The organism is Streptomyces sp. NPDC017890 (assembly GCF_044328675.1).
In the GTDB taxonomy this organism is placed as follows: Bacteria; Actinomycetota; Actinomycetes; order Streptomycetales; family Streptomycetaceae; genus Streptomyces.
This window is the reverse complement of the sequence record NZ_JBIRHU010000001.1, coordinates 393,174-416,284: the sequence shown is the minus strand read 5'-3', so window position 1 is coordinate 416,284 and position 23,111 is coordinate 393,174. Positions and strand designations below refer to the sequence as shown.

Annotated in this window: 19 protein-coding genes and 1 pseudogene; 10 read left to right on the top strand and 10 right to left on the bottom strand. The window is 71.3% G+C overall.

Going from position 1 to position 23,111, the window contains the following annotated elements:
• Positions 1 to 36 precede the first annotated feature (36 nt).
• The 4 genes from ACH4F2_RS01755 to ACH4F2_RS01740 all read right to left on the bottom strand — a co-directional run bounded on the left by ACH4F2_RS01755 (position 37) and on the right by ACH4F2_RS01740 (position 5,306).
• Entirely contained in the window at positions 37 to 1,989 is a 1,953-nt protein-coding gene (locus ACH4F2_RS01755) for a substrate-binding domain-containing protein (RefSeq protein ID WP_398130692.1), read from the bottom strand.
• Positions 1,979 to 3,583: an ATP-binding cassette domain-containing protein gene (locus ACH4F2_RS01750; protein ID WP_398130691.1), complete on the bottom strand. Its 1,605-nt coding sequence runs from the start codon at positions 3,581 to 3,583 to the stop codon at positions 1,979 to 1,981. The genes ACH4F2_RS01755 and ACH4F2_RS01750 overlap by 11 nt, the downstream gene beginning before the upstream one ends.
• Positions 3,580 to 4,626 (bottom strand): LacI family DNA-binding transcriptional regulator, encoded by a 1,047-nt coding sequence (locus ACH4F2_RS01745; RefSeq protein ID WP_398130690.1) that lies wholly within the window; start codon positions 4,624 to 4,626, stop codon positions 3,580 to 3,582. Before ACH4F2_RS01745 ends, ACH4F2_RS01750 begins: the two co-directional genes overlap by 4 nt.
• Positions 4,627 to 4,817: 191 nt before the next feature.
• Positions 4,818 to 5,306: a carboxymuconolactone decarboxylase family protein gene (locus ACH4F2_RS01740; protein ID WP_398130689.1), complete on the bottom strand. Its 489-nt coding sequence runs from the start codon at positions 5,304 to 5,306 to the stop codon at positions 4,818 to 4,820.
• A 130-nt stretch (positions 5,307 to 5,436) separates the two neighbouring features.
• Here ACH4F2_RS01740 and ACH4F2_RS01735 point away from each other — a divergent pair, with 130 nt between their 5' ends.
• Entirely contained in the window at positions 5,437 to 6,465 is a 1,029-nt protein-coding gene (locus ACH4F2_RS01735) for an RNA polymerase sigma-70 factor (protein ID WP_398130688.1), read from the top strand.
• 24 nt (positions 6,466 to 6,489) lie between these two features.
• Here ACH4F2_RS01735 and ACH4F2_RS01730 read toward each other — a convergent pair whose 3' ends face one another.
• Positions 6,490 to 7,281, bottom strand: a complete 792-nt coding sequence (locus ACH4F2_RS01730) for an ArsR/SmtB family transcription factor (protein WP_398130687.1) — start codon at positions 7,279 to 7,281, stop codon at positions 6,490 to 6,492.
• A 124-nt stretch (positions 7,282 to 7,405) separates the two neighbouring features.
• On the opposite strand from ACH4F2_RS01730, the gene ACH4F2_RS01725 reads away from it, so the two are divergent.
• Positions 7,406 to 8,023 carry a TOPRIM nucleotidyl transferase/hydrolase domain-containing protein gene (locus ACH4F2_RS01725; protein ID WP_398130686.1) on the top strand — a complete coding sequence of 206 codons (618 nt, stop codon included), beginning with the start codon at positions 7,406 to 7,408 and terminating at the stop codon, positions 8,021 to 8,023.
• 135 nt (positions 8,024 to 8,158) lie between these two features.
• On the top strand, positions 8,159 to 8,812 hold the full coding sequence (locus ACH4F2_RS01720; RefSeq protein ID WP_398130685.1) for a hypothetical protein: 654 nt from the start codon (positions 8,159 to 8,161) through the stop codon (positions 8,810 to 8,812).
• 158 nt (positions 8,813 to 8,970) lie between these two features.
• On the opposite strand, the gene ACH4F2_RS01715 is transcribed toward ACH4F2_RS01720, so the two are convergent.
• Complete coding sequence (locus ACH4F2_RS01715) at positions 8,971 to 9,381, bottom strand: ATP-binding protein (RefSeq protein WP_398130684.1); 411 nt, start codon at positions 9,379 to 9,381, stop codon at positions 8,971 to 8,973.
• 218 nt (positions 9,382 to 9,599) lie between these two features.
• Between ACH4F2_RS01715 and ACH4F2_RS01710 the strand changes: the two genes are divergently transcribed.
• The 5 genes from ACH4F2_RS01710 (at position 9,600) to ACH4F2_RS01690 (ending at position 16,922) form a co-directional block, all read left to right on the top strand.
• The gene (locus ACH4F2_RS01710; RefSeq protein ID WP_398130683.1) at positions 9,600 to 10,439 is read left to right on the top strand and encodes a helix-turn-helix domain-containing protein; all 840 of its coding nucleotides are present in this window, start codon (positions 9,600 to 9,602) and stop codon (positions 10,437 to 10,439) included.
• Positions 10,440 to 10,447: 8 nt separating this feature from the next.
• A complete protein-coding gene (locus ACH4F2_RS01705; protein WP_398130682.1) occupies positions 10,448 to 10,627 on the top strand; it encodes a DUF397 domain-containing protein in 180 nt (59 codons plus the stop codon).
• Positions 10,628 to 10,789: 162 nt separating this feature from the next.
• Positions 10,790 to 13,093, top strand: coding sequence for a hypothetical protein (locus tag ACH4F2_RS01700; protein WP_398130681.1), 2,304 nt, complete (start codon positions 10,790 to 10,792; stop codon positions 13,091 to 13,093).
• 43 nt (positions 13,094 to 13,136) lie between these two features.
• A complete protein-coding gene (locus ACH4F2_RS01695) occupies positions 13,137 to 15,395 on the top strand; it encodes an ATP-dependent RecD-like DNA helicase (RefSeq protein ID WP_398130680.1) in 2,259 nt (752 codons plus the stop codon).
• Between the two features lie 237 nt (positions 15,396 to 15,632).
• Positions 15,633 to 16,922: a citrate synthase gene (locus ACH4F2_RS01690; protein ID WP_310873321.1), complete on the top strand. Its 1,290-nt coding sequence runs from the start codon at positions 15,633 to 15,635 to the stop codon at positions 16,920 to 16,922.
• A 703-nt stretch (positions 16,923 to 17,625) separates the two neighbouring features.
• On the opposite strand, the gene ACH4F2_RS01685 is transcribed toward ACH4F2_RS01690, so the two are convergent.
• Both ACH4F2_RS01685 and ACH4F2_RS01680 read right to left on the bottom strand, forming a co-directional pair.
• On the bottom strand, positions 17,626 to 19,899 hold the full coding sequence (locus ACH4F2_RS01685) for a heavy metal translocating P-type ATPase (protein ID WP_398130679.1): 2,274 nt from the start codon (positions 19,897 to 19,899) through the stop codon (positions 17,626 to 17,628).
• A gap of 189 nt (positions 19,900 to 20,088) precedes the next feature.
• Positions 20,089 to 20,328, bottom strand: a complete 240-nt coding sequence (locus tag ACH4F2_RS01680; RefSeq protein WP_398130678.1) for a heavy-metal-associated domain-containing protein — start codon at positions 20,326 to 20,328, stop codon at positions 20,089 to 20,091.
• 177 nt (positions 20,329 to 20,505) lie between these two features.
• Here ACH4F2_RS01680 and ACH4F2_RS01675 point away from each other — a divergent pair, with 177 nt between their 5' ends.
• On the top strand, positions 20,506 to 21,543 hold the full coding sequence (locus ACH4F2_RS01675) for a zinc-dependent alcohol dehydrogenase family protein (protein ID WP_398130677.1): 1,038 nt from the start codon (positions 20,506 to 20,508) through the stop codon (positions 21,541 to 21,543).
• Here ACH4F2_RS01675 and ACH4F2_RS01670 read toward each other — a convergent pair.
• Together ACH4F2_RS01670 and ACH4F2_RS01665 are read right to left on the bottom strand one after the other, a co-directional pair.
• The gene (locus ACH4F2_RS01670) at positions 21,530 to 22,132 is read right to left on the bottom strand and encodes a GNAT family N-acetyltransferase (RefSeq protein ID WP_398130676.1); all 603 of its coding nucleotides are present in this window, start codon (positions 22,130 to 22,132) and stop codon (positions 21,530 to 21,532) included. The genes ACH4F2_RS01675 and ACH4F2_RS01670 overlap by 14 nt on opposite strands.
• A gap of 73 nt (positions 22,133 to 22,205) precedes the next feature.
• Positions 22,206 to 22,397, bottom strand: a complete 192-nt coding sequence (locus ACH4F2_RS01665) for a helix-turn-helix transcriptional regulator (RefSeq protein WP_398130675.1) — start codon at positions 22,395 to 22,397, stop codon at positions 22,206 to 22,208.
• A 483-nt stretch (positions 22,398 to 22,880) separates the two neighbouring features.
• Between ACH4F2_RS01665 and ACH4F2_RS01660 the strand changes: the two are divergent.
• Positions 22,881 to 22,992, top strand: a pseudogene (locus tag ACH4F2_RS01660) (5-deoxy-glucuronate isomerase); the annotation flags it as partial.
• Between the last annotated feature and the right edge of the window lie 119 nt (positions 22,993 to 23,111).

Genomic DNA, 23,111 nt, shown 5'->3' with positions numbered 1-23,111 from the left:
CGCCCGCCCGCCCCCGCCGCGCCTCCGTGCTCCGGGTCAGCCCTCGAAGCCGGCCACGTTCTCCTTGGTGATCACCTTCACCGGCACCTTCACCACGGTGTTCACCTTCTTGCCGTCGGCCGCGCGCAGCGCGTTCGACACGGCGATCCTGCCCAGTTCCTTCGGCTGCTGTGCGACGGACGCGAACAACGTGCCCTCGCGCACCGCCTTCAGCCCGTCCGGGGTGCCGTCGAAGCCGACGACCTGCACGGACTTGCCGGCCTTGGAACCCAGCGCCTTGATCGCGCCGAGCGCCATCTCGTCGTTCTCCGCGAAGACGCCGTCGATGTCGGGGTGCGCCTGGAGCAGGTTGGTCATCACGTCCAGGCCCTTGGTGCGGTCGAAGTCCGCGGGCTGCTCGGCGACGACCTCGATACCCGGGTACTCCTTCAGACCGGCCGCGAAGCCCGCCCCGCGCTCCCGGCTGGCGGAGGTGCCGGCCTGGCCCTGGAGGATGACGATCGTGCCCTTGCCGCCGAGCTTCTCGGCGAGCGCCTTGGCGCCCAGCTCACCGCCCTCGACGTTGTCGGAGGCGACCAGCGCCGCCGTCTTCGCGTCGTTGACGCCGCGGTCCACGGCGATGACGGGGATGTCGTCCTTGTTCGCCGAGCGCACCGAGGGGCCCGCGGCGTCGGAGTCCACCGGGTTGACGATGATCGAGGACAGGCCTTCGCTGGTGAAGTTCTGCAGCTGGTTGGCCTGCTGGGAGGCGTCGTTCTGCGCGTCCGTGACCGTCAGGTCCACGCCCAGCTTCTCCGCCTGCTCCTCGGCTCCGTCCCTGATCTGCACGAAGAACGGGTTGTTGAGCGTGGACAGCGACAGGCCGACCTTCCGCGTCTTCCCGTCGGAGGAGCCGTTGTGCAGCAGCGAGGTCGCACCGACGACGGCCACGGCCACGACGGCGGCGATCAGGTACGTCAGTGCCTGCTTGCCCTTGCCACCCCCGCCGGTCCCGGCCGCGGGCGTGGTCGCCCCCGCCTTGCGCCGCAGGGTGTCCAGCAGCACCGCGAGCGCGATGACGACACCGATGACGACCTGCTGCCAGAACGCGGAGACGGACAGCAGGTTGAGGCCGTTGCGCAGCACCGCGAGGATGAGCGCGCCGATCAGCGTGCCCGACGCCTTGCCGGTGCCGCCCGCGAGCGAGGCGCCGCCGATGACGACGGCGGCGATGGCGTCCAGTTCGTAGCCCTGCGCGGCCTGCGGCTGCGCGGAGGAGAGCCGGGAGGCGAGCACGATGCCCGCGGCGGCGGCGAACAGGCCGGAGAAGGCGTAGATGGCGAGCTTCTGCCGCTTCACCCGCAGGCCGGACAGGCGCGCGGCCTCCTCGTTGCCGCCGATGGCGTACATGGAGCGGCCGATGTAGGTCCGCCCGAGGACGAACGCGGTGATCAGCCCCATCACGATCATCACGAGCACCGGCACCGGCAGCCACCCGCCGAGCGTGTCGCCCAGGTGGGAGACGGAGTCCGGGAAGGCGATGGGCGAGCCCTGCGAGATGACGAGCGACAGACCGCGCCCCACCGACAGCATGGCGAGCGTCGCGATGAACGGCGGCAGTTTCCCGTACGAGATGAGGAAACCGTTGACCAGGCCGCAGGCGATGCCCGTCGCGACGGCCAGCACCACCGCGAGTACGACGGGCATCCCGGCCTCGGTGGCGCTCCACGCCAGCACGGTGGCCGACAGCGCGGCGACCGAGCCGACCGACAGGTCGATGCCCGCGGAGACGATGACGAAGGTGACGCCGAACGCGAGGATCGCGGTGACGGCGGCCTGGACGCCGACGTTCAGCAGGTTGTCGGCGGTCAGGAAGTCCCCGGACAGCGCCGACATGGCGATGACGAGGACGATCAGCGCGGTCAGCGCGCCGTTCTCCAGCAGCAGGCGGCGCAGGCCGCCCGTGGCGCCCTGCGCGCCCGGCTTGCTCTTGAGCGTGTCAGTGGCCACGGGAGGCCTCCGTTCCGTCGCTGTGGGGGGTGTCGCTGTGCGACGTGTCGCTGTCGGGAGTGTCGCTGTGGGGGGTGTCGCCGTCCGGGGTGCCGCTGTGGGGCGTGCTGACGGCGAGCGCCATCACGGCGTCCTGGGTGGCCCGGTCGGCGGGGAGTTCGCCCGCGATCCGGCCCTGCGCCATCACCAGCACCCGGTCGCTCATGCCGAGCACCTCGGGCAGGTCGCTGGAGATCATCAGCACGGCGGCGCCGGCCGCGGTGAGTTCGTTGATCAGCTGGTAGATCTCGACCTTCGCGCCGACGTCGATGCCGCGTGTCGGCTCGTCGAGGATCAGCACCTTGGTGTCGGCCAGCAGCCACTTGCCGATGACGACCTTCTGCTGGTTGCCGCCGGAGAGCGTGCGCACGTGCTGACCGAGACCGGCCATCCGCACGCCGAGCTGCCCGGCGATCCGCTCCGCCGCCTCGTGCTGCCCCTTGAGGTCGACGAGCCCCGCGCGGGACGTGGAGCGGAGGGTGACGAGGCCGAGGTTCTCCTCGACGGAGGCATCGAGGACGAGCCCCTGCCCCTTGCGGTCCTCGGGGACGAGGCCGATACCGGCCGCCATGGCCGCGTTCACGTCGTGGCGGCGGAGCCGGTCACCCGCGACGCGCACGGTCCCCGCGTCGTAGGGGTCGGCCCCGAACACGGCCCGGACGACCTCCGTCCGCCCGGCGCCGACGAGGCCCGCGATGCCGACGACCTCACCGGCGCGCACCTCGAAACCGACGTCGTGGAACACACCGTCGCGCGTCAGCCCCTCCACCGTGAGCAGTGCCTCACCGGCGTCGGCGCGTTCGCGCGGGTACTGCTGCTCGATGGACCGGCCGACCATGAGCCGTACCAGCTCGTCCTCCGGCGTGGAGGCGGGCACCTGGCCGACGCTGCGCCCGTCCCGGATGACGGTGACCCGGTCGCCGAGGGCGGCGATCTCCTCCAGGTGGTGGGTGATGAAGACGACGCCGACACCGTCCTCGCGCAGCTGCCGCACGATGGCGAACAGCTTCTCGACCTCCTCGGAGGTCAGTACGGCGGTCGGCTCGTCCATGATGAGCACGCGCGCGTCCAGGCTGAGCGCCTTGGCGATCTCCACCATCTGGAGCCGTGCGATGCCGAGTTCACGGACCCGCGCGCGCGGCGACACGCTCAGGCCGACCCGCTTCAGCAGCACCTCGGCGTCCGCGTTCATCCTCTTCCGGTCGATCATCCCCAGGCGGCGCGGCTGGCGCCCCAGGAAGATGTTCTCGGCGACCGTCAGATCGGGGACGAGGTTGAACTCCTGGTAGATGGTGGCGATCCCGAGGCGCTCGGAGTCCTGCGCACCGTGGATGCGCACCTCCTCGCCACCGGCCCGGATCCGCCCGGCGTCGGGCGTGCAGGCGCCGGAGAGCATCTTGATGAGCGTGCTCTTGCCCGCGCCGTTCTCACCGAGGAGCACGTGCACCTCGCCCCGGCGCAGGTCGAAGTCGACGCTGTCGAGCGCGACCACGCCGGGGAAGGTCTTGCGGATGCCCTCGATGCGCAGCAACTCGTCCGGACTGCGGCTGCTCACGGCGTACTCCTTTGTACGGGGGAGGGGGACGGATCTTGCGAGGTGGCGGCCTCGCCGCACGAGCGGCGCACGACGAGCCGCGCCGGAAGGGTGACGGACTCGCCGGGCCGTCCCCCGATCCGGTCGACGAGCGCGCGTACGGCGGCCCGCCCGAGGTCGCCCGTGGGCTGGGCGATCGCGGTGACGGGCGGGTCGGTGTGCACGAACCAGCGGATGTCGTCGAACGCGGCGAGCGCGATGTCCTCGGGGACGCGCAGCCCGCGCGCGCGGACGGCGTCCAGCGCGCCGAGCGCCATCAGGTTGTCGGCGGCGAAGACGACGTCGGGCGGCTCGGGCAGGTCGAGGAAGCCCTGGGTGACCCGGCGCCCGCTCTCCGCCTGGAAGTCGCCCTGGCCGATGTACGCGTCCGGGAGGGGGAGCCCGTACGCGGCGAGCGCCTCGCGGAAGGCGTCGACGCGCTCGCGTCCGGTCGTGGTGGCGGCGGGCCCGGCGATGATGGCGAGCCTCCGGTGCCCGAGCCCGTACAGGTGAGCGACGAGATCCCGCACCGCGCCCCGCCCGTCCGACCGGACGACGGGCACGTCCACGCCCGGGATCCACCGGTCGACGAAGACCATCGGGGTCCCGGCCCGCGCGGCGTCCAGCATGCGCGGGGAGCCGCCGTCGGTGGGGGAGACGAGCAGCCCGTCGATACGCCGGTCCAGCAGCGTCGTGACGTGGTGGTCCTGGAGGTCGGGCCGCTCGTCGGCGTTGCCGATGATGACGCTGTAGCCGAGTGCGCGGGCCTCCTCCTCGACGGAACGGGCCAGCTCGGTGAAGTACGGGTTCATGACGTCGCTGATGACCAGGCCGAGGGTGCGGGTCCGGTCGGTGCGCAGTGACCGGGCGACGGCGTTCGGGCGGTAGCCCAGCGCCTCGACGGCGGCCAGCACGCGAGTGCGCGCGCCCGGGCTGACGGACGGGTGGCCGTTCAGGACGCGCGAGACCGTCGCGACGGACACGCCCGCCTCGGCGGCGACGTCCTTGATGCCGATGCTCGCCATCGCCGTTCCACCTCCTTGTGGAATCGATTACACGGAGGATTGGAAACGATTACACGGGTGGATGGCAAGAGGGTGAGGGGGTGCCGAAATCCAATCGTGACCCGACGGGCGTCATGCGTCCGCCGGACATGCGGCGGCCCGGCCCCGGGCCGGAGGACCCCGGGCCGGGCCGGACGCGACGGCCGGTCGGCTCAGTCGCCGAGCGCGGCGGTGAACATGCCCGCCTCGTAGGAGCCGCCCCGCTGATGCGTGATCACGGCGAGCCGGTTGGCCGCGTTGATCAGCGCCACCAGGGAGACCAGCGCGGCGGTCTGGTCGTCGTCGTAGTGCTTGCGCACCTGCGCCCAGGTCTCGTCGGACACGCCCTGCTGGGCGTCGGCGAGCCGGGTGCCCTCCTCGGCGAGTGCCAGCGCGGCCCGCTCGGCCTCGGTGAACACGGTGGACTCGCGCCAGGCGGCGACCAGGTGGAGCCGGACCGCGCTCTCACCGGCCGCCGCGGCCTCCTTGACGTGCATGTCGATGCAGTGGCCGCAGCCGTTGATCTGACTGGCCCGAAGCGACACCAGTTCCTGCGTGGACTTCGGCAGCGACGACTCGTGGACCAGCATGCCTGCGCCCGCGAACCTCTTGGCGAACCTGCTGCCGAGCTCGTTCTCGAACAGGTTGAATCGGGTTTCCATGACCCCGTCCTCACTCTCGGTGCCTCAATGACGAACACAAGATGCCGACGACCCGGTCCCTGTGACGGGGTGCCGATGTGACGTGGACCACCGCCGATGGGTGTCACGGAGCGGCGGTGACCGGCGTCCTGTGCGCATGACACCGTCGGAGGCGAAGATGCGGGAGCAGCTGGTGACGAGCGGGAACAGCGGACGCGAGCCGGACGGCACGACCGGGCGGCCCGTCGGCGACGGTGGCGGCGGCAGCGACCCTGGCAGCGACGGTGGCGGCGACGGACGCACGGACCCCGCCACCGATGCCTTCGTCACCCACCGCAACCTGCTCTTCACCGTCGCCTACGAGATGCTCGGCTCGGCCGCCGACGCCGAGGACGTCCTCCAGGAGACCTGGCTGCGCTGGGCGGGAGTCGATCTCGGCTCGGTGCGCGACCGGCGCGCGTACCTGGTCCGCATCACCACCCGTCAGGCGCTGAGCCGGCTGCGTACGCTCGGCCGCCGCAAGGAGTCCTACGTCGGCTCCTGGCTGCCCGAGCCGCTGCTCACCACGCCGGATGTGGCCGAGGACGTCGAACTGGCCGACAGCGTCTCGATGGCGATGATGCTGGTCCTGGAGACGCTCACGCCGACCGAGCGGGCGGTGTTCGTCCTGCGCGAGGTGTTCGGTCTCGGCTACGACGAGATCGCCGAGGCCGTCGACAAGAGCCCGGCCGCCGTCCGCCAGACCGCGCACCGGGCTCGCGCGCACGTGGCGGCGCGCCGGCCGCGCGGGGCCGTCTCCCCCACCGAGAGCAGGGACGCGCTCGCCGCGTTCCAGCGGGCGGTCGAGACGGGCGACCTGCAGGGCCTGCTCGACGTCCTCGCGCCGGACGTCGTCCTGCTGGGCGACGGCGGCGGCATCAAGCAGGCCGTCCTGCGGCCCGTCACGGGGGCCGGCAAGGTGGCCCGCTTCATGGTCGGGGGGATGCTCAGGCAGGCCGCCAGGCTGTCGCTGGGACCGGACCAGGTCAACGGCTACCCGGCCCTGCTCGTCAGCCTCGACGGCGAGCTCGACACCGTGCTGGCGCTGCGGTTCGACGACGGCCTCGTCACCGGTCTCTACGCGGTGCGCAACCCCGAGAAGCTGTCGCACATGCGCCGGGAGACGACCCTGAGTCGCTGACGGTGCGGCCCGGCGGTCGCCCGGTCAGGCGGGGTCCGGGAGCGTGTCACCCGTCTCCAGCAGCGTCTTGAGGCTGGACAGGAGGGCCGGCCAGCCGTGCCGGACCATCTCGCGGGCGGTGCTGCCGGGCTCGAACCCGTCGTGGACGACGGTCAGTTTCACCGAACCGCCGAGGTCCTCGATCTCGAAGGTGACCTTCGACCGCCGTTCGGCGGCGAGCTCGGCCAGGGTCTCTTCCTCGATGCCGTTGGCCTTCGCCCACTCGGGTGTGAAGGTGTGCCAGGTGTAGGACAGACGCCGGAACGGGTCGGATTCGAGTACGACCTGCCCGGGGCCGGCGGTGTCCGCGCCGCCCTGCCGCCAGACCATGGGCGACCCCGCCTTCCAGTCGGTGGCGAACTCCAGACCCCAGTAGCGGCTGGTGAAGGCCGGGTCGGTCAGGCCCTGCCAGAGCTTCTCCGGCGTGGTCCTGATGTACGTCGTGTACACGAACGCGTTGCTGTCCATGGCGGTGTCCTCCAGCGCGTGCTTGAGATCGGCGAGTGCGTGCACCCGCTCGCGGTCGTAGCGGCTGATCCAGCGTTCGGCGATGGCGTTGACCGGTTCGGCGTTGAGGTAGTGCAGCTTCTCCCGGCCCCGCCGGACGGTGGTGACCAGGTTGGCCGCCTCCAGCAGCGCCAGGTGTTTGCTGACCGACTGCCGGGCCATGTCCAGCCCGGAGCACAGCTCGCGCAGGCTCTGCCCGTTGCGCGCGTTCAGGCTGTCCAGCAGCCGCCGTCGGCTGCCGTCGGCCAGCGCCTTGAAGACCTCGTCCATCTCCGCCCCTCTGACGTGCAGCCTGTTGGCTGCCTATTACATTAGGCAGCCAACAGGCTGCACGTCAAACGTAACCCGCGATATTCACTACCGCGGGTGGCTGTCGAGGGCGGAGACTCGTTCCATGGCGGACATGGCATCGTTCCGGGACGCGGTCACGGCGTGGGCGGCGGGTGGTCCGGAAGGCCCCGCACGCGAACTGGCCGGGCACCTGTCCGTCCGGACGGCGGTGCTGCTCGAGGGGCCGAGCGACGCGGCGGCCGTCGACGCGCTGGCCGCGCACCGCGGCCGGGACCTGGCGGCGGAGGGGACCTGTGTCCTTGCGATGGGCGGCGCGATGAGCGTCGGCCGCTTCGCGGGCCTCCTCGGACCGACCGGCCTGGACCTGCGCCTGACGGGCCTGTGCGACGAGCGGGAACGCGGCTACTACGTCCGCGCCCTGGACCGCGCGAACGCCGCCCCGCACGACCTCTTCGTCTGCACGGCCGACCTGGAGGACGAGCTCATCCGCGCGCTCGGTGAGGAGCGGGTGCGGGAACTCATCGAGGAGGAGGGCGACCTCCGCCCACTGCGGACCTTCCTCCGCCAGCCCGCCCAGCAGGGCCGCACCGCGCGACAGCAACTGCGCCGGTTCTTCGGCACGAAGAAGGGCCGCAAGATCCACTACGGCCGCGTCCTCGTCGAGGCCCTGGAGCCGGCCCGCACACCCGCCCCGCTGGCGGGACTGTTCGCGGCGCTCTGACTGTTCGCGGCGCTCTGACCGTTCGCGGCGCTCTGACCGTTCGCGGCGCTCCGGCCGTTCGCGGCGCTCCGGCCGTTCGCCTCTCCGGTCGCGGGCCACGCGCCGTTGTCGGTGGCGGCTGACAGGATGACGATCATGAGCCGGATCATCTCGTACAGCACGGCCGACAAGGCCGACGTCCTCGCTTTCCTGGGTGCCGCCGACGAACTGACGGCCGATCAGCAGCGCTGTCTCGGCATCATGCGTGAAAAGGCGCGGGAGCGTCAGCGCGACCTGGACGACCAGGGCATCGACCTGGGCCTGTCCGTACCCGACGCGCTCGAGCACCTGGTGGCCGGCCACGCGAGTTCGAAAGCCGAGTACGCGGCGGGCGCCTACTACCACGCACTCCAGCACATCATCGACCGGAACGCCTCCGACCCCGCCGAGCTGGGTGTGTACTCCAAGCCGTCCACCTTCTTCGGAGTGGTCGACGAGGAGCTGCGCCGGCTGGGCGTGAGTGCCGACTTCCTCCTGCACGACCGCCTCTTCTCCGGGCCGCCGGAGGAGATCCCCTTCCACATCCCGTACCCCGTGGACGGGCCGCACATCGGCATGTTCCCGCTGGCCGCGGCGAAGCCGGCGGCGGACGCCTACCGCGCGGTCCTGGACCGGATGGACGAAAGCCTCCGGTACGACGTCCGGGAGGTGATCGAGAAGCTCGAGTTCGAGCACGAGGAGTGGGAGTACGCCACGAAGAACATCGACTGGTACACCCAGGACACGATCTTCTTCTCCATAACGGGCTGATCCTCGGCGGCGGCCGCGGCTGCCCGTGGCGCCCGGTCCGCCCCCTCCGGCTCAACCGTGAACGATCGGCCTGCTTTGTTCGCGGCCCGCTCATGTGAGCGGGTGGAGGACGGATGGCCGTGAGTGTCCTCGCGCTGAGGGGGTGTGTGCGGGTGGGGTCAGGCGGCGGTCAGCTCGCACCACACGTACTTGCCCCGGTTGCCGTGCCGGGCAAGTGGATGCCAGCCCCACACATCGGCGCACGCCCGGACCAGGGCCAGCCCGCGCCCCTCCTCCAGCTCCTCCACCCGCCCGAAGGGCCTCGGCGGCTCCGGCGGCTCGGGGTCCGCGTCCCATGCCCCGATCCGCAGCGTGCCCGGCGGTGACCAGCACACACGCAGTGCGGCGGGCCCCTTCGTGTGCCGTACGGCGTTGGACACCAGCTCCGTCGCCAGCAGTTCGGCGACATCGACGAGGCGGATCAGGCCGTGCATGGTGAGGATCAGACGGAGGGTGCGGCGGCTGACGGTGACGGCGCGCGGATCGTTGGGGATGTAGAGGGAGTACTCCCAGGACTCGTTTTCGGGCATGCGGGACTCCAATTCAGGGCGGGAGTTGAATGCGGGCCCGGTGTCTCTGCCGCCCCCGTCATGGCAGGACGGAGCGGTGCACTTCCGGTGGCCCGGTGCCGCAGCGTGTGCGTTGCGTCACCGACGGTAGACCTGAAAGTTTCGGCGCGGCAAGTGGGTCGCGTAATCTGCCCCCGAACGAGTCGCGTCGTCCGGCGCGTTGGAGTAAGGAGCGGTCAATGCCCACCAGGCGGGAACCGACGGCGCGACAGATGCGCTTGGCGGTGGAGCTGCGCAGACTTCGTGAGGCGGCAGGCCTTACCGCCCGCCAGGCTGCGGCCATGCTCGGTGTGAGCAACGTCCAGATCAGTCAGATCGAGGCCGGACTCTCGGGGGTGAGCGAACAGCGGCTCCGACGCCTGGCATCCCATTACGCCTGCACGGACCAGGAGTTCGTCGGAGCCCTGGTCCAGATGGCAACTGACCGGACCCGAGGCTGGTGGGAGGAGTACCGAGGGCTGCTACCTACGTCCTTTCTGGACCTGGCTGAGCTGGACCACCACGCGACCTTCCAGCAGGATGTGGCCGTCCTTTACGTGCCAGGACTCCTGCAGACGGAGGACTACGCCCGAGCCGTCTTTTCCTCCAGGCTCCCGGAACTTACTGATGAGGAGCTTGACCTGCGTGTCCGCCACAGGCTGACACGGCAGCGAAATGCCGCCTTTCCTCATCGGATCGTGATCCACGAGGCGGCTCTCCGTATCCGGGTCGGCGACCGGGCAGCCACGCGGACTCAACTGACGCGTCTTGTGGAGGCTTCCGAAACGGACCGCATCACCTTGCGCGTCATCCCGTTCGACTTGGATGGCTTCGCCAGGGCTTCAAGCACCATGACGTACGTCGGTGGGATTGTGCCCAAGTTGGACACGGTCGCACGCGACGCGCCTCATGGCGCGCTCCTGATCGATTCCCAGGCCCAACTCGGTACCTATCGAACGCGCTTCCATAAAGTGGAAGACGTATCGCTGGAACCGAACCGGTCGCGCGATTTCATCCACCGCCTGACGAAGGAGCTGTGAGGCACTCCATGGACAACTGGATCAAGTCTTCGTATTCCGGCGAAGGCGACGGCAACAACTGTGTGGAGATCGCGAACTCACCCACCCACGTCGCCGTCCGCGACACCAAGGCCCCGTCCCGCGCCACCCTCACCTTCCCCGCGCAGGCCTTCGCCTCCTTCCTGGAAGCCCTCAAGACGCGGCCGTAAGCGGTTGACGGGCACGGGAGTTGCCCGGTGTGTGATTGTCAGACCTCTGTGTGAGAGTGCCTCGCACCAGCACTGTCCCGCACCGTCCACGACTCACTGGAGCACTCCATGCCCGTTCGGTCCGGTTCCCGACCGACCCGTTTTGCCGGAGAGTCCCCCGGCGTGCCCGTTGTCGTCGTCTACGACACCGAGGTGCGGGCCGGAGGCCAGTGGCAGAAGGCGCCGCGGCTGATGGTCCACGTCGACCGCGGAGAGCCGTCCGAACTGACGGAGCTGGCCTGGCGCTCCGACGGCGGAGCGGAGGCGGTGGCCGCGTTCGACGAGGGCATGATGGCCTTCCGCGGACACCGGCGCTCCGCCGACGGCTCACCGGAGGACTACCGCGGCGTCGAGCGTGAGCGCCGACCGGCCCTCGAAGGGACGTGGAAGGACCGAGTGCGTGTCTTCGTCACCGACGAGGACCGGGACGGCGGCGACGGCACGGGCGAGGGCCGGCTGGGCCTGCTGCTGGACGACGGCCGGGGTGCCGTCGAGCGGGTCACCTGGCGGGACCGGCGGGGTACCTTCGCGTCCCTGGCGCTGCGGCCGACCGCGCCGCCCACCGCCCGCGGCACCGTTGCGGTGGCGGTCACGAAGGTCGTGGCCGGCGCGGAGAACCGCAGGGCCGGTGAGGTCGCCGCCAACCTGCTCGACGCCGGCCGGGGCAAGTGGCTGGCGTTCGAGGCCACCGCGACGCTGGACTTCGTCCTGCCCGAGCCCACCGTCGTCACGGCCTACCGGCTGACCGCGGCGAACGACTACCGGGACCGCGACCCCCGCGACTGGCGGCTGCGGGGATCGGTGGACGGACACACCTGGATCACCCTCGACGCCCGCCTGGACCAGGCGTTTCCGCAGCGCCATCAGGTACGTGAGTACACCGTGGCCAACTCGACGCCGTACCCGCTGTACCGCCTCGACATCGGCCGCAACTGGGGGCGGCAGCCCGAGACCCAGCTGAACCGGGTGGAACTGCTCACCACGGACGACGACGGACTCGTCGGCACGCCCGTGCCCGTCACCCGGGTCGCGGCCAGCGGCGAGCACCGGCGCGCCGGCGAGGTCGCCGCCAACCTGCTCGACGCCGGCGGCGGCAAGTGGCTGACGTTCTCGCCCACCGCGACGCTGGACTTCTTCCTGCCCGAGCCGGCCGCTGTCACGGCCTACACGCTGACGTCCGCCAACGACCACTGCTCGCGGGACCCGAAGGACTGGGTGCTGCGGGGGTCCCAGGACGGACGCACCTGGGCGACCGTCGACCGGCGGTCCGGGGAGATGTTCTCCGAGCGTTTCCTGGCGCGGGAGTTCACCACCACCGCCACGGCGCCGTACACCCGCTACCGGCTGGACATCACCGCCAACGCGGAAGGCGTGCGCGAGATCCAGCTCCAGGGCGTGCAGTTGGTGACGAAGGGGAACGGCGACCGGAACACCGCCGGCCACGAGTTCTCCGGTGTCCTGCGCAACGGGGACGGCCCCACCGTCGGCTACCGGGGGAGGACGGCCCCTCACGAGGCGGGGCGAAGGCGCGTCGGCCTCCCGGCGGGCAGGCGCACGGCACCCGGCGTCCGGAACCCCGAGGCACGGGCGAAGCTGGACCGCTTCCGCGACGCGGCGCTCGCGCACGGCATACCCGCCGCCGACGTGGAGCGCTGGCTGGGGCTGGCGCGGCCCTGCCTGGTGCTGGCGTCGGACGTGGAGGGTCCCGTCGTGGGGCACTTCGGCACCCCGGTGATGCTGCCGTCCGACGTCGCCCTCCCGCAGCGGTCCGACGAGCCCTCCGACGCTCCCGAGTTCGAGCACCTCGTCGCCACACTCGACCTCGCGGCCCTGCCCGAGGACGCGACGAACCTTCCACTGCCGGCCGACGGCCGCCTGCTGTTGTTCGCCTGGCCCGGACTGGAGTCGAGCGAGGACGACACCTGTTCGAGCGGTCACGCGGTGTACGTCCCGGCGGGCATCGCGGTCGAGGAGCGCAAGGTGGAGTACCACTACGGGCCGGACCACGAGCTGGGCGGTGTCGACTTCGACGGAGAGCTCCGTGGTGAGCTGCGCGTGAAGTACGACGTGTCCCTGCCCGACTACGGGAACTTCGGCGGCGACCCGCTCCTCGACGAGCATCCTCGGGCCGGGGAACTGCGCAGGGTGTGGTCGGACGTGCGGGCCGACGGCTACTGGCACAAGGGCCCCCAACTGCAGATCGGCGGGTACGCCCTGGACGCCGAGGGGTGGGGCGACCCGGTGCGGCAGTGCGCGTACGCCGCCGGGGTGGACGGGCCACGGCGCGGGGACTGGGCACTCCTGGCCCAGTGGCACCCCGGAATGTACGACCTGGAGTCCGTCACCATGTACTGGGCGATCAGCGAGGACGATCTCCTGGCCCGCCGCTTCACCCCGGCCCGGGTCACGATGTACGCCAACCCCTGACGGCACCGACCCCGCTGTCACACCCCACCGGTACCGTCGGATCATGCCCAACCAGTCCGACGCCGCCCCCGGCGAACGCCGCCTCGCCACCCTCGAAGGCGTCCTGGAACGCATCACGTACGCCAACGAGGAGAACGGCTACACGGTCGCCCGCGTCGACACCGGCAGAGGCGCCGGCGACCTCCTCACGGTCGTCGGCGCGCTGCTCGGCGCGCAGGCCGGCGAGTCCCTGCGCATGGAGGGCCGCTGGGGCTCGCACCCCCAGTACGGCAAGCAGTTCCACGTGGAGAACTACACGACCGTGCTCCCGGCCACGGTCCAGGGCATCCGGCGCTACCTCGGCTCCGGCCTGGTCAAGGGCATCGGCCCGGTCTTCGCCGACCGCATCACGCAGCACTTCGGCGTGGACACGCTCCAGATCATCGAGGAGGAGCCGAAGCGGCTCATCGAGGTCCCCGGCCTCGGCCCCAAGCGGACCAAAAAGATCGCCGACGCGTGGGAGGAGCAGAAGGCGATCAAGGAGGTCATGCTCTTCCTCCAGACCGTCGAGGTGTCGACGTCGATCGCGGTGCGGATCTACAAGAAGTACGGCGACGCCTCGATCTCCGTCGTGAAGAACCAGCCCTACCGGCTGGCGTCCGACGTGTGGGGCATCGGCTTCCTCACCGCCGACAAGATCGCCCAGTCCGTGGGCATCCCGCACGACAGCCCGGAGCGAGTGAAGGCGGGGCTGCAGTACGCCCTGTCGCAGGCCACCGACCAGGGCCACTGCTACCTCCCCGAGGAGAGGCTGATCGCCGACGCGGTGAAGCTGCTCCAGGTGGACACCGGGCTCGTCATCGAGTGCCTCGCCGAGCTGGCCGCCGAGCCCGAGGAGGGCGAGGACCCCGGCGTCGTACGCGAGAAGGTCCCCGACCCCCAGGGCGGCGACCCCGTGACCGCCGTCTACCTCGTCCCCTTCCACCGCGCCGAGCTGGCCCTCTCCGCCCAGCTGCTGCGCCTCCTGCGCACCGGCGAGGACCGGATGCCCGGGTTCGGGGACGTGGCCTGGGACAAGGCCCTGGGGTGGCTGAAGGGCCGTACCGGCGCCGACCTTGCCCCCGAGCAGGAGGCGGCCGTCAAGCTCGCGCTCACCGAGAAGGTCGCCGTCCTCACCGGCGGGCCGGGCTGCGGCAAGTCGTTCACGGTCAGGTCCATCGTCGAACTGGCCCGTGCGAAGAAGGCCAAGGTCGTGCTCGCCGCGCCGACCGGGCGGGCCGCCAAGCGCCTCGCCGAGCTGACCGGCGCCGAGGCCTCCACGGTCCACCGCCTGCTGGAGCTCAAGCCCGGCGGCGACGCCGCCTACGACCGGGACCGGCCGCTCGACGCCGACCTCGTCGTCGTCGACGAGGCCTCCATGCTCGACCTCCTCCTCGCCAACAAGCTGGTCAAGGCCGTGGCGCCCGGCGCACACCTGCTCTTCGTCGGGGACGTCGACCAGCTGCCCAGCGTCGGTGCGGGGGAGGTGCTGCGGGATCTGCTCGCCGACGGCAGCCCCGTCCCCGCCGTCCGCCTCACCCGCGTCTTCCGGCAGGCCCAGCAGTCGGGCGTCGTGACGAACGCGCACCGGATCAACGCCGGGCAGCACCCGCTCACCGACGGCATGAAGGACTTCTTCCTCTTCGTCGAGGACGAGACGGAGGAAGCGGGGCGGCTCACCGTCGATGTCGCCGCGCGGCGCATCCCCGCCAAGTTCGGGCTGGACCCGCGCCGGGACGTGCAGGTGCTCGCCCCCATGCACCGGGGGCCCGCCGGCGCCGGCACGCTGAACGGGCTGCTCCAGCAGGCCGTCACCCCGGGGCGCCCGGACGTGCCGGAGAAGCGGTTCGGCGGTCGCGTCTTCCGGGTCGGCGACAAGGTCACCCAGATTCGCAACAACTACGAGAAGGGCGAGAACGGCGTCTTCAACGGCACCGTGGGCGTCGTCACCTCGCTCGACCCGGTCGAGCAGCGCCTCACCGTGCTGACGGACGAGGACGAGGAGGTGCCGTACGAATTCGACGAACTGGACGAACTGTCCCACGCCTACGCGGTGACCATCCACCGCTCCCAGGGCAGCGAATACCCGGCGGTGGTGATCCCCGTGACGACCGGCGCCTGGATGATGCTCCAGCGGAACCTGCTGTACACGGCGGTCACCCGGGCCAAGAAGCTGGTCGTCCTCGTCGGCTCCCGCAAGGCGATCGGGCAGGCGGTGCGCACGGTGTCGGCGGGCAGGCGCTGCACGGCGCTCGACTTCCGGCTGGCGGGCTCCCGGACCTGAAACCTTCCCGTGAACCTCTCGGCCCCTGTGAAAAAAATGATCGATCAAACGAGTCGTAAAGGTCACAGAGCTCTTCCGGAAGGGGAGGAGAGGGGGCAGGATGAGCAAGTTGGCGGCACTGAGTGCCGCCAATAGGCCCGATGGTCGACCCCGAGTGCACTCTCCTGAGCCAAGTGGGGGATGGTAGAGACAGTCAGGGCACCTCGAAGATGAGGCACTACGTCGGTGAGGGAAGACGTGAGCGACAACTCAGTAGTACTGCGGTACGGCGACGGCGAGTACACCTACCCGGTGATCGACAGCACCGTCGGCGACAAGGGCTTCGACATCGGGAAGCTCCGCGCCCAGACCGGTCTGGTGACGCTGGACAGCGGCTACGGCAACACCGCCGCCTACAAATCCGCGATCACGTATCTGGACGGCGAGGCGGGCATCCTCCGGTACCGCGGCTACCCGATCGAGCAGCTGGCGGAGCGCTCCTCCTTCGTGGAGGTCGCCTACCTGCTGATCAACGGTGAGCTGCCGACCGTCGACGAGCTCACCGCGTTCAAGAACGAGATCACGCAGCACACCCTGCTGCATGAAGACGTCAAGAACTTCTACAAGGGCTTCCCGCGCGACGCCCACCCGATGGCCATGCTGTCGTCGGTCGTCTCGGCGCTGTCGACGTTCTACCAGGACAGCCACAACCCGTTCGACGAGCGGCAGCGCAACCTCTCCACGATCCGGCTGCTCGCGAAGCTCCCGACGATCGCGGCCTACGCGTACAAGAAGTCGATCGGCCACCCGTTCGTCTACCCGCGCAACGACCTCGGCTACGTCGAGAACTTCCTGCGCATGACGTTCTCGGTGCCGGCGCAGGAGTACGAGCTCGACCCGACGGTCGTCGCCGCGCTCGACAAGCTGCTGATCCTGCACGCGGACCACGAACAGAACTGCTCGACCTCCACGGTCCGCCTGGTCGGCTCCTCGCAGGCGAACATGTTCGCCTCGATCTCCGCCGGCATCAACGCGCTCTGGGGCCCGCTGCACGGCGGCGCCAACCAGTCGGTGCTGGAGATGCTGGAGGGCATCCGCGACGCCGGCGGTGACGTCGACTCCTTCATCCGCAAGGTGAAGAACAAGGAGGACGGCGTCCGCCTGATGGGCTTCGGCCACCGGGTCTACAAGAACTTCGACCCCCGCGCCAAGATCATCAAGGCTGCCGCGCACGACGTGCTCTCCGCCCTCGGCAAGTCCGACGAGCTGCTGGACATCGCCCTGAAGCTGGAGGAGCACGCGCTCTCCGACGACTACTTCGTCTCGCGCAGCCTCTACCCGAACGTCGACTTCTACACCGGCCTGATCTACCGGGCCATGGGCTTCCCGACCGAGATGTTCACGGTCCTGTTCGCCCTCGGCCGGCTGCCGGGCTGGATCGCCCAGTGGCACGAGATGATCAAGGAGCCGGGTTCCCGCATCGGCCGCCCGCGCCAGATCTACACGGGTGTCGTCGAGCGCGACTTCGTTCCCGTCGAGGAGCGCTGAGCCGCCAGGCACCCCCGCAGCGCGTCAGAAGAGTCCCGTGCCGCCCCGAGCGGTACGGGACTCTTCCGTGTCCGGACGTCGGACGCGCGTCACGCCCCGCGGACGGCAGGTGACGTGGACGGCGGAAGGCGCGCACGGCGGGCGGCGGAAGGCGCGCACGGCGGACAGTGTGGTCGGCAGGGGACGCGGACAGCAGAAGGCGCCCTGGCGCCGGTCCCCCCACGGGCCGACGAACCAGGGCGCCTTCCCATGTCCCGGTACGGATTCCCCCCACGGGATCCGGCCGGGCGTCTGTGAGGACAGCGCCTGAATCGCTGTACTGAGCACAACGAGCGAAACCCGCCGTGCCTGTCGCGCGGTCTGCCGGGACAGCGCACGCCCGGGAGGGCCGCTCAAAGCTTCCCGGTGTACGTGTCCCGGCAACGCAGCTCTGGGAAAGTCCCCCAAGACATCCCCAGATGCCAGGTGGCGCCCCCCAAGACGCTGCCTGACATCGCCAACTTAGACCCTCGAACCCCTTCGATGGTTACGTTCACATCACTGTGATCTGCGTCTCTTGCATATGTCCGGTAGATGCGCAAGAGCACCGAAATGCCGAACAGGACCCAAGCGTAAGGAAGATGCGCGAGCCTTGTGAAGAGCTTATGTGAGGCGAGTGCCGGACTCCATAGGCACTCCCCCTCGACCTGCGGGAAATGCGCGCTCAGCGAAAGGCCCGGAGCCGGAGGCTGTTGGTGACCACGAACACCGAGGAGAAGGCCATCGCCGCCCCCGCGATCATCGGGTTCAGCATCCCCGCGGCGGCCAGCGGCAGCGCGGCCACGTTGTAGCCGAAGGCCCACACGAGGTTGCCCTTGATCGTGGAGAGGGTGCGGCGGGAGAGGCGGATCGCGTCCGCCGCCACCCGCAGGTCACCGCGGACCAGTGTCAGGTCGCCCGCCTCGATCGCCGCGTCCGTTCCCGTGCCCATCGCCAGGCCCAGATCGGCGGTGGCGAGCGCCGCGGCGTCGTTGACGCCGTCCCCGACCATGGCGACCGTACGGCCCTCGGCCCGCAGCCGCTCCACCACGGCGACCTTGTCCTCGGGCAGCACCTCGGCGATCACCTCGTCGATGCCGACGGCCACGGCGACCGCCTCGGCGACGCGCCGGTTGTCGCCGGTCAGCAGCACCGGGTCGAGACCCAGCCGGCGCAGCATGACCACCGCCTCCGCGCTGGTCTCCCTGACCGAGTCCGCGACGGCGACGACCCCGCGCGCCGCACCGTCCCACCCGACCACGACGGCCGTACGGCCGTCCCTCTCGGCCTCGTCCCTGGCGCGGGCCACGTCGGGCGGGAGGACGTCGTAGAGGCGCCCCACGGCCACCTCACGGCCCTCCACGCGCCCGCGTACGCCGCGCCCGGGGACGTTCTCGAAGTTCTCGACGCGGGGCAGCGGACCGGTCCGCTCCTCGGCACCCGCCGCGACCGCCCGGGCGACGGGGTGCTCGGAGGCGTGCTCGACGGCGCCCGCGAGCCGCAGCAGCCGTTCCTCGTCGGTGCCCTCGGCGGCGTACACCTCGTGCAGGGTCATGCGGCCGGTGGTGACCGTGCCGGTCTTGTCCAGGACGACCGTGTCGACGCGCCGCGTGGACTCCAGCACCTCCGGGCCCTTGATGAGGATGCCGAGCTGGGCGCCGCGGCCCGTGCCGACCATCAGCGCGGTCGGCGTGGCCAGGCCCAGCGCGCACGGGCAGGCGATGATCAGTACGGCGACGGCGGCGGTGAACGCGGCGACCGTGTCACCGGTGACGCCCAGCCACCCCCCGAACGTGGCGACCGCGATCAGCAGCACGACGGGTACGAAGATCCCGGAGATCCGGTCGGCGAGCCGCTGCACCTCGGCCTTGCCGTTCTGCGCGTCCTCGACCAGCCTGGCCATCCGCGCCAGCTGCGTGTCGGCGCCGACACGGGTGGCCTCGACCACCAGCCGGCCCCCGGTGTTGACCGTGGCGCCGGCGACAGTGTCGCCGACACCCACGTCCACCGGCACCGACTCGCCGGTCAGCATCGAGGCGTCCACGGCCGAGGCGCCCTCGGTCACCGTCCCGTCGGTGGCGATCTTCTCGCCCGGCCGTACGGCGAACCGGTCGCCGACCGCCAGCCGGGCCACCGGAATCCGCACCTCGCGGCCGTCCCGCAGCACGGCGACGTCCTTCGCGCCCAGCTCCATCAGCGCCCGCAGCGCGGCGCCGGCGCGGCGCTTGGAGCGGGCCTCCAGCCAGCGGCCGAGGAGGAGGAAGGCGGTGACCCCGGCGGCGGCCTCCAGGTAGATCGCGGAGGCGCCGTCCGTGCGGGAGACGGTGAGGTCGAAACCGTGCCGCATGCCCGGCATGCCCGCGTCCCCGAAGAACAGCGCCCACAGCGACCAGCTGAACGCCGCGAGGGTGCCCAGCGACACCAGGGTGTCCATGGTGGCCGCGCCGTGCCGGACGTTCGTCCAGGCGGCGCGGTGGAAGGGCAGGCCGCCCCAGACGACGACGGGCGCGGCCAGGGCCAGCGAGAGCCACTGCCAGTTGTCGAACTGGAGCGCCGGGATCATCGCGAGCAGCACCACGGGCGCGGCGAGGAGGACGGAGACGAGGAGGCGGTCGCGGAGGGCGGACAGCCCGGGGTCGTCCGCGGCCTCCTCCGCGGGCGCGGCCTCGTCGGCGGGCTCCGGCGGCGGCGCGGGCTCCTCGGCGGTGTACCCGGTCCTGACGACCGTGGCGATCAGGTCGGCGACCCGGGTGGTCGCCGGGTGGGTGATCCGGGCCTTCTCCGTCGCGTAGTTCACCGTGGCGGTGACGCCGTCCATGCGGTTGAGCTTCTTCTCGACGCGGGCCGCGCAGGAGGCGCAGGTCATCCCGCCGATGAGCAGCTCGACCTCGGCGAGGTCCGGCTCGGCGGCCGGGGCGGTGGCGTCGGCCGTGGGTGTTTCCGCGGTGGTGCTGGTCATGGTCCGGACTCCAGACGGGCCGACCGGACCGCGCGCGGTCCGGTCGGAGGGGCTGTGGGCGCTGCGGGGGCGGTTTGCGGCCACTGCGGTCACTGCGGCCACCGCGGTCGTGGTGACCACCGCGGGCGTAGTGACCACCGCGGCCGCTGCGAACCACCGCGACCGATGTGGCCGCTGTGGCCGGGTGGCTCAGACCCTGCCGACGAGCTCGAAGCCCGCCTCGTCCACGGCCGCGCGCACGGCGGCGTCGTCGAGGGGCGCCTCCGAGACGACGGTGACCTCGCCGGTCGAGGCGACGGCCCGCACCGAGCCGACGCCCGCGATCTCGGAGATCTCGCCGGACACGGCGCCCTCGCAGTGTCCGCAGCTCATTCCGCTCACCTTGTAGACGGTGGTGACGGAGCCCTGGGTTTCGGTCTGGGCGGTCATGTCGTTACTCCTCGTCGGGGCGTACCGGGGGCTTGCTCGGGGCGTACCGGGCGGGTACCCGTGGTCCGGCGTGGACCACGTGCTCCCACTGTACCCCTAGGGGGTATGACTCCGTACGGCCTGCCGTGAGATGGGGGACGGGAAGCGGGAACACCGGTACGGAAGTGAGGGTGACGGATGCGCGCGGTCGTGTTCGAGCGGTTCGGAGAGCCTGCCGAGGTGCGGGAGGTGGCCGACCCGGAGCCCGCGCCGCACGGGGTCGTGGTCCGCGTCGAGGCCACCGGACTGTGCCGCAGCGACTGGCACGGCTGGCAGGGCCACGACCCGGACATCACCCTGCCGCACGTACCCGGACACGAACTCGCCGGCGTCGTGGAGGCGGTCGGCCACCGGGTGGCCGGGTGGCGGCCCGGAGACCGGGTGACCGTGCCCTTCGTCTGCGCCTGCGGGAGCTGCGGGGCGTGTGCGGCGGGCGACCAGCAGGTGTGCGAACGGCAGACCCAGCCCGGCTTCACGCACTGGGGCTCCTTCGCCGAGTACGTGGCCCTCGACCACGCCGACGTCAACCTCGTCGCCGTACCCGAGGACATGTCGTACGCGACGGCCGCCTCGCTCGGCTGCCGGTTCGCCACGGCGTTCAGGGCCGTGGTGCAGCAGGGGCGCCTCGCGGCGGGGGAGTGGGTCGCGGTGCACGGCTGCGGCGGGGTCGGCCTGTCGGCGGTGATGATCGCGGCGGCCTCGGGCGCGCGGGTCGTCGCCGTGGACGTGTCGCCCCGGGCGCTGGAGCTGGCACGCGCGTTCGGCGCGTCGCAGTGCGTGGACGCGGCCCGGACACCGGACACGGCCGCGGCGGTCCGCGACCTCACCGGCGGCGGAGCCCACCTCTCCCTCGACGCCCTCGGCTCGCCCGTCACCTGCGCCGCTTCCGTCAACGGCCTGCGCCGCCGCGGCCGGCACGTCCAGGTCGGGCTGCTGCCCTCGCCGGACGGCACCTCACCGGTGCCGATGGCCCGCGCCGTCGCCCTGGAGCTGGAACTCCTCGGCAGTCACGGGATGGCCGCGCACACCTACCCGCCGATGCTGGAAACGGTCCGCACCGGGGCGCTCCGGCCCGACCTCCTGGTGACGTCCACCATCGGGCTGGACGCGGCCCCGGCCGCCCTGGCCGCGATGGGGACGGCGCCCGGCGCGGGCGTGACGGTCATCGAGCCGTGACGCCGGCCTCGGGGCGTCCGCGGTCGGCCAGGGGGTGCCCGCGGTGGCCGGCCCACTGGTGGTCGAGGACGGCCATCAGCACCTCGTCCACCCACGCGCCGTCGCGCCACTCCACCTCACGCCGGACGCCCTCCCGTACGAACCCGACCTTCTCGTAGACGCGCAGGGCCCGGTGGTTGTAGCCGTAGGCTTCCAACTGGACGCGATGCAGGCCGAGTTCCTCGAAGCCGTACCCGACGATCAGCCGGGTCGCCTCGGTGCCTATGCCCCGGCCGCGGCCCCGCGCGCCGAGCAGCGTGCGGAAGGTGCAGGAACGGCTCTCGGGCTCCCACTCGTTCAGCACGACCTCGCCGAGGAGGTCGCCGTCGGCGGGGTCGGTGACGGCCAGGTCGAGCCGGTCGGGCTGTGCGCTGCGCGAGCCGTACCAGGCGCGCACCAGCTCCGGGGTGAGCTCGTGCCCCGGTGAGCCGGTGAAGTGCTCGACCTCGGGATCGTTGATGATCTCCCACATGCGCTCGGCGTCGGCCTCGGTGAACGGTCGCAGTACGGTCCTGTCGCCGGTCAGGACCGGTTTCGCGGAGAAGTCCATGTGCGGCACTGTGCCCCACGCGGGCGTGGGGCACAGAACCAATTTTCCGGCCCGTGGCCGGGCGCCGGCCGTCCTACCGGTTCCGGTTGCGGGGCCGGGACGCCACCCAGGTCCGGATCGTGTCCGCGTACCAGTAGGGCTTTCCGCCCTCCACGTGGTCGGGCGGGGGCAGGAACCCGTGCTTGCGGTACGACCGCACGGTGTCCGGCCGTACCCGGATGTGGGCCGCGATGTCCTTGTAGGACCAGAGCCTTCGGTCGGTCACCAGCCGCCACCTCCCCTGCGCGCACCGCGGCGGCGGCCGGGGGCGGCCGCGGGGGAGCCGGACGGCGCGCTGGCGATCACCAAGCCTGGCCCCGGTGAACGACGCGGCGCGGGAGACGGACGGGCCCGTACCCGGATGTTACGGAAGGTCCGAGCGGACGTGACATCTGTGACAGAGCGGTCGATTTCGTTACCCAAGCGGCGCAAAGGCGTACGTCGGATGCCGGGCGCGGCACGTTGACTTCGGCCGGCCGGGATGTGCCCTGTGCGGGGGTGTGCCGCCACCCGGACCATGTCGCCCGGCCTCGTGGTCCGAATGTCCGGACAAAACATTGACAGGCCTCACGGACAGGGCTAGAAACCGGGGAGACGCAACGCGACGGCGGGCAGGTGACGACGTGCACGAAGGGGAAGGCGATGGCGCACGACCTGATCACCGCGGGGCGGACGCCCGCTCCCGCCGTCGCCGGTACCCCCACGAAACGCCTCCGGCGCGGGAAGGCCGCTTCGCCCTGGCAGGAGCGAGGCACGAGCGCCGACTCCCCGCTCGCACCGGCTCCGCGCCGGAGGTTCCCGCGTCCCGACGGGGCACGGGCCCGCGCACACTCGCCCACGTGTCTACGCGGACGCCCGAACCGCATACACAGTGTCGGGCCCGCCCGGGGTGCCCGGCTGCTGGGATGGAGCCATGGCCGAGGCCGCGACCCGAACGTCG